The following is a 12,038-nucleotide window of genomic DNA, read 5'->3' on the forward strand; positions in this document are numbered from 1 at the left end:
CCGGCCCTCACGAGACGAAGAAGAGAGACGATGAGCAACACCGCTTCCGAACAAGCGGGTTCGGCCCGCGCGGGTGCCACCCGCTCCGGTTCCGCCCGCACGGGTTCGGCCCATTCCGGTTCCGCCCGCTCCGGTTCCGCCCGCTCGGGCATGTCCCGCCGCCGGTTCATCACCAGCGCGGCGACGCTGGCCGGCGCCGCCGGTGCGGCCGGCGTGCTTCCGGAGAGCCTGGCGAAGGCCGCGGCCGCGAGCCCGGCCAAGGGCAGCCTGTCCCAGGTCAAGCACGTCGTGTACGTGATGATGGAGAACAGGTCGTTCGACCACTACTTCGGCACCTTCCCCGGTGCCCGCGGGTTCAGCGACCCGACTGCCATCAGGCTGCCGAACGGCGACTCGGTCTTCAAGCAGCCCGACCCGGCCAACCCCGACGGCTACCTCGAACCGTTCCACATGTCCACCATCAGCACCGGCGCGGCCGCGATACCGTCGCTGTCGCACGACTGGCGCGACCAGCACGCCTCGTGGAACCACGGCGCGATGGACGGCTGGATGACCACCCACCTCGCCTCGGACGGCGAGGTCAACGGCTCCTACACGATGGGGTACTTCACCCGCGAGGACATCCCGTTCCACTGGGCGCTCGCCGAGTCGTTCACCCTGCTCGACAACTACCACTGCTCGATCCTGGGCCCGACGGACCCGAACCGGCTGGTGTGGATGTCCGGCACCAACGACCCGCAGGGCAAGTTCGGCGGACCGGTGCTGGAGACCGTGACGCCGAACCCGATGACGCACCCGTCGGCGGCGGAGATCCTGTACGACGCGGGGTACAGCGTCAAGACGTACTTCTCCGGCGCGACCAGCGGGTTCAACGTGTTCTCGTGGTTCGCCAACTTCCAGAACCGGACCACCCTGCCGGCCGCCCTGTACAACTCCGTGATGAGCGGCGGCACGCTGTACGGGGACGGCACGCCCGGCCGGGTCGGCGACCCCACCAGCCCGACCGCCGCGGCGGACCCGAACCTCGGGTTCGAGGAGGACTGCGCCAACGGCGTTCTCGCGGACGTGTCCTGGCTGTACATGCCGAGTGCGGCCGACGAGCACCCGCCGAACCTCCCCGCGGCCGGCGCGCAGTACCTCGCGTCGAAGCTGGAGGCGCTCGCGGCCAACGAGGACCTGTGGAACTCGACCGTGTTCGTGCTCAACTACGACGAGAACGACGGGTTCTTCGACCACGTGCCGCCGCCCGTCCCCCAACCGCACAAGTACCCCGAAGAGTTCGTGACCGTGGCCTCGCCGAAGGGCACCCCGGGCGGCGGCCTGCCGGTGGGCGCGGGCTTCCGGGTGCCGTGCATCATCGTGTCCCCCTGGACCGTGGGCGGCCGGATCTTCTCCGAGGTCTCCGACCACACCTCCGGGCTCCAGTTCATCGAGACCCTCACCGCCGCCGGCGGCCTGTCCGGCAACGGCCCGGTCACCTTCACCCCGATCAGCAAGTGGCGCCGCCGCACCTTCGGCGACTTCACCGGGGCGCTGCGCCTGCACGACCGCAAACCGGCCCCGAGCAACCCGCAGTTCGAGCCCGGCACCACGGCGGCCAACCTCGCCGCCCAGACCACGGCCGCGGCCCAGCCGATGCCACCCCGCCCGGGAGCGACCCAGACCATGCCGAAGCAGTCCCACGGCCCCACCACCAAGAACTGACCTCCCCCCAACCCCACTCCCTTCACCCCCAACCCCCGCAGGCCGTCCGCCCCACCGGACGGCCTGCGCCGTTGTCTCCCCGGAGTACCGGGTGCCGCGCGAGGGAAGCACTCGCAAGAGGGGGTGACGGAATGGCGACGTTCGCACCGGGTACCACCGTCGTCCGCCGGGATGTCTTCCGCGGCCGGGTGTGGAGCGCTCAGTCTCTCCGTGTCGTGCACGACTCCCCGGCGGCGCTCGTCGCTGCGTGCCGGCCGGGCAGCGAAGGGCTGGCGCCGACGGCGTGGATCGCGTCGCAGATGTCCGGCGACACCGCGATCCGCCGGCAGGCACTGCACGATCTCGCCTCGGGCGACTGGCGACTGGGCCGGTGGAGGTGGCGGGACACGGTCCTGCTGCTGTGGAATCCCCCGGCGACGTACTTCAGCGTCAACGCCTTCTACCACCCCTACGGCGACCACCACCTCGACCGCTGGTACGTCAACTTCCAGCGCCCGCTGCGCCGTACGACCCTCGGCTTCGACACCTTCGACCTGCTGCTGGACCTCGTGGTCGCACCGGACCTGTCCGGGTGGGAGTGGAAGGACGAGGACGAGTACGCGCAGGGGCGCCGGCTGGGCATCGTGGACGACGAGGACCACGCGGCGGTGGAAGCCGCACGCGGCCAGGCGCTGTCGATGATCGAGCGCGGCGAGGGCCCGTTCGCGGTCGACGCGGGCTGGAGCGGCTGGAGTTCGTCCGCTGGGTGGCCGACCCCGGTCCTGCCGCGGGCAGTACTGCGGACGGACCTGCCCTGACCGCGGGCGTCGTCCGGGCGAGGCGGCTTCGGACGGGTCAGGGGGTGGGTGGGGATTGGGCGGTGGTGATGTGGAGGGTGACCGCGGCGAAGAAGGGGGCGTGGGTGAGGTGGTCGAGGAAGGCGGCGGCGGTGTGGGGGGTGAAGTAGCCGGCGGCGAGGGCGCGTTCGGTGGTGCGTTGGAGGCCGAGGACCTGGTCGGCGGTGCGCAGGTCGCGGAAGACGGTGGGGACGGGGAGGACCGCGGGGACGGTGAAGCCCGCGGCGGCGGCCAGGCGCGGGAGTTGGCGGCCGATGGCGCCGTTGCGGACCACGCGGTCGGTGAGGTGGCGGGTGTAGGCGCGGGTGAGGTCGAGGTCGGGGTGGTCGATGGAGAGGGTCTCCCAGTCGGGTTCGGCCATCACCAGCAGTCCGCCCGGGCGCAGGACGCGGCGGGCCTCGGCGAGCGCGCGGGCGGGGTCGGCCACGTGCTGGAGGACCCGGTCGGTGTGCGCCCGGTCGACGGTCGCGTCGGGGAAGGGAAGGGCGTGCAGGTCGGCCAGTTGGACGTGGGTGGAAGGAAGGAGGGCGGTTCGGGTACGGGCCCGGGCGGCCATGTCGGGGTCGCGGTCGACGCCGAGCACGGTGCCGCCCGGGCCGGCCTCGTCCGCGAGGGCGGGCAGGTCCGTGCCGGGGCCGCAACCGAGGTCGAGGACGGTGTGGCCGGGCCGTATCGCGAGGGCGTCGAGCGCGGCGCGCTTGTACGCGCGGGCGGCGCCGGTGGCGGCCAGCCGGTCCTGGTAGGCGATCCGGTCGGGCACGGCCGCCTCGAACACGGCGTCCGCGGTCCTGGCCAGCGACCGCGCCTCGCGGGCGAGCACCTCCCGCCCGGCGGCGGTGAGCCGCAGCGGGCGCTGCCGCTGCCCCGGCCGGTTGTCCAGGTACTCCACGAGCCGCTTCGCCGCCAGCCGGGCCAGCGCGCCGGACAGGCTGCCCCGGCCGAGCCGCGCCCCGGTCATCCGTTCGACCGCGCTGTTGACGGCGTACCCGTGCAGGGGCCCGTCGGCCAGCGCGCTCAGCACCAGCATCTGGGCGTCGTTCGTCCGCATGGGGGTCAACTCCTGTGCACGGGAGGGTGGGTGGGGGTCGGTTCCCGGCGAGCCGGGTGTCCGGGGGCGCCGGGTGCCCGGCAGGCCGCCGGCGGCCGGGGGACCGCGGGCGACGCGCTCGGGACGCCGCGCACCCGGGTGCCGAATTCCGGCCCGCGGGACGTAACACGCGGCGCGTGTCATCGTTTCGTATTATGGCGGGTCCGCTGACAGGTTCCGCACTCCTCCGGAAGGACCGCGGCATGCGCATGGCCGACCCTCTCTACGCCCTCTACACGCGGCGGTTGCGCCGCCGGGTCGCCGCGTCCGCGCCGCTGCCGCGGCACATCGGGCTGATCATGGACGGCAACCGGCGCTGGGCCCGGCAGATGGGCATCGCCAACCCGAGCCTGGGGCACAAGGCCGGCGGCGAGCACGTCGAGGACGTGCTGTCCTGGTGCGACCGCCTGGACATCCGGCACGTGACCGTCTTCGTCTGCTCCACGGAGAACCTGGCCCGCCGCGACAGCGCCGAAGTGGCCTTCCTGATGGGCCTGATCGAGGACCTGGTGGGCCGGCGCCTCGCCCGCCCGGACTCCCGCCGGCAGATGCACATCGCCGGCTCGCTGGACGCGCTGCCCGACCGTACGGCCGAGGTGCTCAAGGAGGCCGTCGAGGTGACCCGCGACTGCACCACCGGGGCACACGTCACGCTCGCCATCGGCTACGGCGGCCGCCAGGAGGTGGTCGACGCGCTGCGCGAACACCTCTACGAGCAGGCGGAGTCCGGCCGGACGCTGGGCGAACTCGCCGAGGAGATCGACGTCGAGGACGTGGCGAGGCACCTCTACACCGCCGGGCAGCCCGACCCCGACCTGGTCATCCGCACCAGCGGCGAGCAGCGCATGTCGAACTTCCTGCTGTGGCAGAGCGCTTACGCGGAACTGTACTTCTGCGAGGCGTACTGGCCCGCCTTCCGCGAGCTGGACTTCCTTCGCGCGGTGCGCAGTTACTCCGACCGCCAGCGCCGCTGAGCGGGCGCACCCGGCGCAAGTGCCCGGCCCCGCCGGCGGAAAGGTCCGGCCCCGCGGCGGAATCGCCCTGACACGGTGACCGGCCGGGCGGTACGGTCGTCGGGCCCGCCACGCGGTGGCGCGAGGATCTGGGGGGATCTGGGGATGAGCCGGTCGACCGTCCGTCGCGTGTCCAGGGCCGCCACGGCGGCCCTCCTCGTCCCGCTCGCGCTGGCGTCGTGCCAGGGCGCCGCACCGCACCACCAGCACCGCGCCGCCGCTCCTGCGGCAAGCACGCCGGCCCCGAACCCGCACACCGCCGACCCCGACCCCCGGCACCTGGCCCTCGGCGACTGCTTCACGGCGGACCGCACCCTCACCCTCATCGGCGCCACGATGCCGCTCGCGCCCGTACACATCGTGCCCTGCACGCAGCCGCACACCGCGGAGGTGTACGGCCGGTTCACCTTCTCCCAGGGCCACCTTCCCTACCCCGCCCCGGACGACCTGACCGGCACCGCCGAGGCTGACTGCAAGAACCTCGTCACCGCCTACGACATGGACAGCTGGACGCTCTCCCCGACCGTGGACCTGGCCCGGTCGCTGCTGCCGACGCGGGCGGAGTGGGCGGCGGGCGACCAGGACATCATCTGCTACTGGGTGCCGCGCGGCGGCTCCCCGACCACGACGGTGCTGCGCCACGACAAGACCTCGCTGCGCCCCGACCAGTACACCTACCTCGACGCCGCCGACCGGCCGGAGTCCGCCCTCGCAACGACCCCGCGGTCGCAGGGCGAGGACGACCTGAGCTCCTACCAGTTGTGGGCGGCCGGAGTGGCCGACTCGTTCACGACCGAGGCACAACTGCTCGACGGGCACCACTGGCCGGCCAGTGCCCAGGGTCCGGCCAACGCGCTGCTCCAGCGGGTCCGCGCGCTCGCCGCGCAGTGGCGCGACGCCTCCGAGAGCGCGTCCCCGACCGGCATCAAGCGCACGACGCACACCCTCCAGGGCGAGAACTCCGTGCCGCAGGAGCGCGCCGTCCGCCAGGCACTGGGCCTGGCCACCACCCGCGCGCGCTGACGCCGCGACCGGCGGCCGACCGACCCCCGCCGCGCCCGGGGCCGCAACCGGCGTCACGACGAAGCCGCACCCCCACTTGGTAACGAGTTGGACGAGGCTGCGCCGAGCCCCCTTGACGCTCCACTGACAGCGGGCCTACCTTGACATTCGCCAATAGGAAAGTTTCCTAACAGTGAACTGAGGGAGGATGGCGCGCATGGCTGGCACCCCAGGAACGCCGCGCGTACTGCGCGCCATGAACGACCGCGCCGCGCTCGACCTCCTGCTGGAGCACGGAACGCTGTCCCGGACCCGGATCGGCAAGCTCACCGGGCTGTCCAAGCCGACCGCGTCGCAGCTGCTCGCGCGGCTGGAGGCGGCCGGGCTGGTGCTCGCCACCGGCACCACCGCGGGCCGCCCGGGGCCCAACGCCCAGCTGTACTCGGTGAATCCGGCCGCCGCCTACGTCGCCGGCCTGGACGTGAAGACCGAGCGGATCAGGGCCGCGGTCGCCGACATCACCGGCCGCACCGTGGGCGACTTCCGGCTGCCCACGCCGAGCCACCGCGCGGGCAGCGCGGTGGAGCACGTGCTGCGGGCGCTGGAGGGCGCGGTGAAGGCCGCCGGGCTGAACCGCTCCGACCTGCACCGGCTGGTGATCGGGACGCCCGGCGCGTTCGACCCGAGCACCGGACGGCTGCGCTACGCCAGCCACCTGCCCGGCTGGCACTCCCCCAGCCTGCTCGACGAGCTGGCCGCCGCGCTGCCGATGCCGCTGGAGTACGACAACGACGTGAACCTCGCCGCGGTCGCCGAGCAGCGCATCGGCGCGGCCCGCGGGCACGGCGACTTCGCGCTGCTGTGGAACGAGGAGGGCATCGGCGCCGCGTTCGTGATAGGCGGCAAGCTGCACCGCGGCTGGACCGGCGGCGCCGGCGAGGTCGGCTTCCTGCCGGTGCCCGGCACCCCCCTGGTCCGCAACGTCGTCAAGGCGAACAACGGCGGCTTCCAGGAGCTGGCCGGGTGCAACGCGGTGCTGCGGACCGCCCGTGAACTGGGCCTCGACATCCCCGAGGGCAGCCTGGAGGACGCCGCGACCGCGGTGCTGTGCCGCGCGGCCGCGTACTACGAGGAGGCGGCTGGTGAGGCCGGCGGCGGGGAACCCACCGGTCCCTACGCCGAGTTGCTCGCCCGCTGCGCCACCGGCCACGCCATCGGCCTGGCCTCGATCGTCGCGGTGCTCGACCCGGAGCTGATCGTGCTGGCCGGGAACGTGACGGTGGCCGGCGGCGAGCCGCTGCGCGCCATGATCCAGGCCGAGCTGGCCGAACTGGCCGTACCCCGGCCCCGGTTGGTGCTCGGCACGGTCGAGATGCATCCCGTACTCAGCGGCGCCCTGGAGAGCGCGCTCGCCACCACCCGCGACGAGGTGTTCGACACCTCGCGCTGACCCGTGCCCGCCCGCCGCCGACCGCCTGCCGCCGACCGACCGCCACCCGCAGCCCCGTACGCCCGCACCCGCACCCGCCGAGCCCGACACCCGCACCGCAGCACACCGCACCACATCGCACCCGCCGAGAACCGCGGAACGGCAGCCACGCGCCGTCCCGTCGGCACCGCACACCCTCAACCGCCCCGCCCCCACCCCCACCTCCCGGAGGTAAAGCGCAGTGTCCCGTCTGACGAAGGCCGCGGCCGTCGCCGCCGCCGCCGCGATATCCCTGCTCGCGAGCGCGTGTACCGGCCAGAGCTCTTCCGGCGCCACCGACGACGCCAGCAAGGACGTGACCATCAACTTCTGGCACGGCTGGTCCGCGCCCAACGAGTTGAAGGCGATCAACGACAACGTCGCCCGCTTCGAGAAGCTGCACCCGAACATCCACGTCAAGGTGCAGAGCAACATCACCGACGACAAGATCAACCAGGCGCTGCGGGCCGGCGGCAGCAAGGCCCCCGACGTGGTGTCCTCCTTCACCACCGACAACGTCGGCCAGTTCTGCTCCTCCGGCGCGCTCACCGACCTCTCGCCGTTCCTGAAGAAGTCGAAGATCGACACGGCGACCACGTTCCCGAAGACGATGCAGGAGTACACCCAGTTCAACGGCGTGCAGTGCACGCTGCCGCTGCTGGGCGACGCGTACGGGCTGTACTACAACAAGAAGGAGTTCGCCGACGCCGGCATCTCCGCCCCGCCCAAGACGATGTCGGAACTCAAGGCCGACGCCGTGAAGTTGACCAAGTCCAAGGGCGACTCCTACTCCCAGCTCGGCTTCATGCCGGACTTCCACGGCTACGAGTCGACCCCGGGCCACTTCGCCGCCCAGTGGGGCGTGCACTACTTCGACGCCAACGGCAAGGCCCAGATGGCGTCGGACCCCGGCTTCGCCGCGATGTTCAACTGGCAGCAGGACATGGTGAAGTCGCTCGGTGGCTTCTCCAAGCTGGAGAAGTACCGCAACACCTTCGGTGACGAGTTCGGCGCGAAGAACCCGCTGCAGACCGGCCAGGTGGCGATGGGCATCGACGGCGAGTGGCGGCTGGGCATGGCCAAGGACGCCGGCATGAACGACCTGGGCGTGGCGCCCTTCCCGGTGCCCGACAACCAGGCGAGCAGCTACGGCAAGGGCTACGTCACCGGCACCATCGTCGGCATCGCCAACACCAGCACCAAGAAGAACGCCGCCTGGGAGCTGGTGAAGTTCATGACCACCGACACCGACGCGGTCGTCTCCTTCGCCAACGCGATCCACAACGTGCCCTCCACGCTGGCCGCGCTGAAGTCCCCGAAGCTCGACCAGGACCCGGGCTTCAAGACCTTCATCGACATCGCGCTGAACCCGGCCAGCACCACCACCCCCCCGAGCGTCAACGGCGGCGCCTACCAGGTGACGTTGCAGGACTTCGGCTACGACTACGAGTCCGGCAAGTCCAAGAACCTCAAGTCCGGGCTCGAAGGCGTCGACACGCAGGTCGACAAGGACATCGCGCAGGCCAAGTGATGAGCGCCGTCCACCCCCTGCTGCGCGCCAAGCGCAGAAAAGCCGCCCTGCGGAACCTCGCGTTCCTCTCCCCGTGGATCATCGGGTTCGCCGTCTTCTTCGCCTACCCGCTGCTGTCCACCGTCTACTTCTCGTTCATGCACTACAACGGCTTCAACCCGCCGACGTGGACCGGCGGGAAGAACTGGTCGTACGTCTTCACGCAGTACCCGCTGTTCTGGCCGGCACTGCGCAACACGCTGTGGCTGGTCATCGTGATGGTCACCCTCCGGGTGATCTTCGGGCTGGGCATCGGCATGCTGATCACGAAGATCAAGACCGGCGCGGGCCTGTTCCGTACCGCGTTCTACCTGCCGTACCTTGCCCCGCCGGTCGCCGCCACCATGGCGTTCGTCTTCCTGCTCAACCCCGGCACCGGCCCGGTGAACAACATCCTCGGCGGGCTCGGACTGCCCACCCCGGGCTGGTTCACCGACCCGCACTGGGCCAAGCCCGCGCTCACCACGCTGGCGCTGTGGGGCATCGGCGACCTGATGGTCATCTTCATGGCCGCGCTGCTCGACGTCCCCAAGGAGCAGTACGAGGCAGCCGAGTTGGACGGCGCGGGCCCCTGGTCCCGGTTCCGGTACGTCACGCTGCCGAACATCTCGCCGATCGTGATGTTCGCGGTGGTCACCGGCGTCATCCAGACCATGCAGTACTACACGCAGCCACTGGTCGCCGGGAAGGTCGCCTCCGGCATCATCGGCAACTCCGGCCAGCAGTTCGAGCCGGGCTACCCCGACAAGTCCACCCTGACCCTGCCGCAACTCGTCTACAACCTGGGCTTCCAGCGCTTCGACTACGGCTCCGCGTGCGTGGTCGCCCTGGTGCTGTTCGCGCTGGCGATGGCGTTCACGGCCCTGCTGATGCGGCGCCGCAGCGGCTTCCTGGCCGCGGAGGACTGACCCGAGATGACGCACATGACCGACACCACCCTCGCCGCCGGACCGGCGCCGTCCCGCACCGGCCACGCCCCCGACCCCCGCGCCCTCAAGGCCGCCCGGCGCAGGCGCACCCTGCACTGGATCGGCGTGCACTCGCTGGGCATCGCCGCGGCCGCGTTCTTCGTGCTGCCGTTCGTCTTCGTGGTGCTCACCGCACTGATGAGCGACAACCAGGCGCTCACCCGGTCGCTGTGGCCGCACCCCTTCGAGTGGTCCAACTTCCGTACCGTCTGGGACACTCCGGGCTTCCTGACCTGGTGGCGCAACACCCTGGTCTACTCGGTGGCCGGCACCGTGCTGACCGTCGTGTCGTCGCTGCCGGTCGCCTACGCGCTGGCGAAGTTCCGCTTCCGCGGCCGCAATCTGATCATGGTGCTGGTGATCTCCACCATGATGCTGCCGCCCCAGGTGATCATCATCCCGATGTACCTGTTCTGGACCAAGCAGCTGCACATGGACGGCACGCTGTGGCCGCTGATCATCCCGATGGCCTTCGGTGACGCCTTCACCATCTTCCTGCTGCGCCAGTTCCTGCTGACCATCCCCAAGGAGTACACCGAGGCGGCCAAGGTCGACGGCTGCGGCGAACTGCGCACCCTGCTCACCGTGATCGTCCCGATGATCCGCCCGGCGATCGCCGCGGTCGCCCTCTTCCAGTTCTTCTACTGCTGGAACGACTACTTCGGCCCGCAGATCTACGCCAGTTCCAACCCGGCGGCGTGGACCCTCAGTTACGGATTGGAGTCCTTCAAGGGCGCCCACCACACCAACTGGAATCTGACCATGGCGGCCACCGTTCTGGTGATGGCCCCGGTGATCGTGGTCTTCTTCTTCGCTCAAAAAGCCTTCATCGAAGGCGTGACCCTGACAGGAGTCAAGGGATGAAACTGGCGGTCGTGGGCGGCGGGTCCACATACACACCCGAACTCATCGACGGGTTCGCGCGGTTGCGCGACACCCTGCCAGTGGAGGAACTGGTACTGATCGACCCGGCCGCGGACCGGCTGGAGCTGGTCGGCGGGCTGGCCCGGCGGATCTTCGCGAAGCAGGGCCACCCCGGGCGGATCGTCACCACCGACAACGTGGCCGCCGGGGTGGAGGGCGCCGACGCGGTGCTGCTCCAGCTGCGGGTCGGCGGGCAGGCGGCGCGCAACCAGGACGAGACGTGGCCGCTGGAGTGCGGCTGCATCGGCCAGGAGACCACCGGCGCGGGCGGCCTCGCCAAGGCGATGCGCACGGTGCCGGTGGTGCTGGACATCGCCGAGCAGGTGCGCAGGGCCGCGCCGGACGCCTGGATCATCGACTTCACCAACCCGGTCGGCATCGTGACCCGGGCGCTGCTCCAGGCCGGGCACAAGGCGGTCGGGCTGTGCAACGTGGCCATCGGCTTCCAGCGCAAGTTCGCGCGGCTGCTGGACGTGGCACCCGAGCAGGTGCACCTCGACCACGTGGGGCTCAACCACCTCACCTGGGAGCGCGGGGTGCGGCTGGGCGGCCCGGACGGCGAGAACCTGCTGCCCAAGCTGCTCGCCGAGCACGGCGACGCCATCGCCGAGGACCTGCACATGCCGCGCGGGATCGTGGACCGGCTCGGCGTCGTCCCGTCGTACTACCTGCGCTACTTCTACCAGCACGACGCGGTGGTGCGGGAGTTGGGCAGCAAGCCGTCGCGGGCCAGCGAGGTCGCCGCGATGGAGAAGCAGCTGCTGGAGATGTACGGCGACCCGGCGCTCGACGAGAAGCCGGAGCTGCTGTCCAAGCGGGGCGGCGCGTTCTACTCGGAGGCGGCCGTCGCGCTCGCCTCCTCGCTGCTGCGCGCCGGGTCGCCCTCGTGGAGCGGCGACGTGCAGGTGGTCAACACCTACAACAACGGCACCCTGCCCTTCCTCGCCGACGACGCCGTCATCGAGGTGCCCGCGCTCGTCGACGGCACCGGCGCCACGCCGCTGCCGGTGCCGCCGCTGGAGCCGCTCTTCGCCGGCCTGGTCGCGAACGTGACCGCGTACGAGGACCTGGCGCTCGAAGCGGCGCTGCGCGGCGGCCGGGACCGGGTGTTCGCCGCCCTGCTGGCCCACCCGCTGATCGGGCAGTACGAGTACGCCGAAGGTCTGACGGACCGTCTGATCGCGCACAACCGGGAGCACTTCGCGTGGGCGTGACTTCGGAACCGCTCGTCCCCGGTGGCGTCCTCGCCATCGACGCGGGCAACAGCAAGACCGACGTCGCGCTGGTCGCCGCCGACGGACGGGTGCTCGGCAGCGCCCGCGGCGGCGGCTTCCAGCCGCCGATCGTCGGGATCGACCCGGCCGTCGCGGTCGTCACCGAGGCGGTGGAACGCGCGGCCGCGGCCGCCGGGCCGACTACTAAGGCGTGACGTTCGACAACGGCATCCGTACCGTGATCACGCCCAC

10 protein-coding genes and 1 pseudogene are annotated in these 12,038 nt (G+C 71.4%); 10 read left to right on the forward strand and 1 reads right to left on the reverse strand.

From position 1 onward, the window contains the following. Window positions 1–30: 30 nt before the first annotated feature. The gene (locus AB0399_RS32940) at window positions 31–1,704 is read left to right on the forward strand and encodes an alkaline phosphatase family protein (RefSeq protein WP_366413804.1); all 1,674 of its coding nucleotides are present in this window, start codon (window positions 31–33) and stop codon (window positions 1,702–1,704) included. A gap of 131 nt (window positions 1,705–1,835) precedes the next feature. Next, on the forward strand, window positions 1,836–2,501 hold the full coding sequence (locus AB0399_RS32945; protein WP_366413805.1) for a DUF402 domain-containing protein: 666 nt from the start codon (window positions 1,836–1,838) through the stop codon (window positions 2,499–2,501). A 37-nt stretch (window positions 2,502–2,538) separates the two neighbouring features. Here AB0399_RS32945 and AB0399_RS32950 read toward each other — a convergent pair whose 3' ends face one another. After that, window positions 2,539–3,588 carry a methyltransferase domain-containing protein gene (locus AB0399_RS32950; RefSeq protein WP_366413806.1) on the reverse strand — a complete coding sequence of 350 codons (1,050 nt, stop codon included), beginning with the start codon at window positions 3,586–3,588 and terminating at the stop codon, window positions 2,539–2,541. A gap of 242 nt (window positions 3,589–3,830) precedes the next feature. Between AB0399_RS32950 and uppS the strand changes: the two genes are divergently transcribed. The 8 genes and pseudogenes from uppS to AB0399_RS32990 form a co-directional block, all read left to right on the forward strand. Next, window positions 3,831–4,601 (forward strand): polyprenyl diphosphate synthase, encoded by a 771-nt coding sequence (gene uppS / locus AB0399_RS32955; RefSeq protein ID WP_366413807.1) that lies wholly within the window; start codon window positions 3,831–3,833, stop codon window positions 4,599–4,601. Window positions 4,602–4,769: 168 nt separating this feature from the next. Beyond that, window positions 4,770–5,663, forward strand: coding sequence for a septum formation family protein (locus AB0399_RS32960; RefSeq protein WP_366413808.1), 894 nt, complete (start codon window positions 4,770–4,772; stop codon window positions 5,661–5,663). 187 nt (window positions 5,664–5,850) lie between these two features. Further along, on the forward strand, window positions 5,851–7,092 hold the full coding sequence (locus AB0399_RS32965; RefSeq protein WP_366413809.1) for an ROK family transcriptional regulator: 1,242 nt from the start codon (window positions 5,851–5,853) through the stop codon (window positions 7,090–7,092). Between the two features lie 220 nt (window positions 7,093–7,312). Beyond that, window positions 7,313–8,641 carry an ABC transporter substrate-binding protein gene (locus AB0399_RS32970; RefSeq protein WP_366413810.1) on the forward strand — a complete coding sequence of 443 codons (1,329 nt, stop codon included), beginning with the start codon at window positions 7,313–7,315 and terminating at the stop codon, window positions 8,639–8,641. Continuing rightward, on the forward strand, window positions 8,641–9,588 hold the full coding sequence (locus AB0399_RS32975) for a sugar ABC transporter permease (RefSeq protein ID WP_329369321.1): 948 nt from the start codon (window positions 8,641–8,643) through the stop codon (window positions 9,586–9,588). Before AB0399_RS32970 ends, AB0399_RS32975 begins: the two co-directional genes overlap by 1 nt. 15 nt (window positions 9,589–9,603) lie before the next feature. Next, window positions 9,604–10,512 carry a carbohydrate ABC transporter permease gene (locus tag AB0399_RS32980; RefSeq protein ID WP_366413811.1) on the forward strand — a complete coding sequence of 303 codons (909 nt, stop codon included), beginning with the start codon at window positions 9,604–9,606 and terminating at the stop codon, window positions 10,510–10,512. Beyond that, window positions 10,509–11,786, forward strand: coding sequence for a 6-phospho-beta-glucosidase (locus AB0399_RS32985; protein ID WP_329369319.1), 1,278 nt, complete (start codon window positions 10,509–10,511; stop codon window positions 11,784–11,786). The genes AB0399_RS32980 and AB0399_RS32985 overlap by 4 nt, the downstream gene beginning before the upstream one ends. Next, window positions 11,777–11,983 (forward strand): annotated as a pseudogene (locus AB0399_RS32990) (ATPase); the annotation flags it as partial. The gene AB0399_RS32985 and the pseudogene AB0399_RS32990, both read left to right, overlap by 10 nt. Window positions 11,984–12,038 lie beyond the last annotated feature (55 nt).

It is taken from the genome of Streptomyces sp. NPDC088194 (assembly GCF_040702025.1).
In the GTDB taxonomy this organism is placed as follows: Bacteria; Actinomycetota; Actinomycetes; order Streptomycetales; family Streptomycetaceae; genus Actinacidiphila.

What these genes read in the sequence shown, in the direction of transcription:
- AB0399_RS32940 (WP_366413804.1), top strand. Translation starts at nt 31, where the DNA reads ATGAGCAACACCGCTTCCGAACAAGCGGGTTCGGCCCGCGCGGGTGCC.
- AB0399_RS32945 (WP_366413805.1), top strand. Translation starts at nt 1,836, where the DNA reads ATGGCGACGTTCGCACCGGGTACCACCGTCGTCCGCCGGGATGTCTTC.
- AB0399_RS32950 (WP_366413806.1), bottom strand. Translation starts at nt 3,588, where the DNA reads ATGCGGACGAACGACGCCCAGATGCTGGTGCTGAGCGCGCTGGCCGAC.
- uppS (WP_366413807.1), top strand. Translation starts at nt 3,831, where the DNA reads ATGCGCATGGCCGACCCTCTCTACGCCCTCTACACGCGGCGGTTGCGC.
- AB0399_RS32965 (WP_366413809.1), top strand. Translation starts at nt 5,851, where the DNA reads ATGGCGCGCATGGCTGGCACCCCAGGAACGCCGCGCGTACTGCGCGCC.
- AB0399_RS32975 (WP_329369321.1), top strand. Translation starts at nt 8,641, where the DNA reads ATGAGCGCCGTCCACCCCCTGCTGCGCGCCAAGCGCAGAAAAGCCGCC.
- AB0399_RS32980 (WP_366413811.1), top strand. Translation starts at nt 9,604, where the DNA reads ATGACCGACACCACCCTCGCCGCCGGACCGGCGCCGTCCCGCACCGGC.
- AB0399_RS32985 (WP_329369319.1), top strand. Translation starts at nt 10,509, where the DNA reads ATGAAACTGGCGGTCGTGGGCGGCGGGTCCACATACACACCCGAACTC.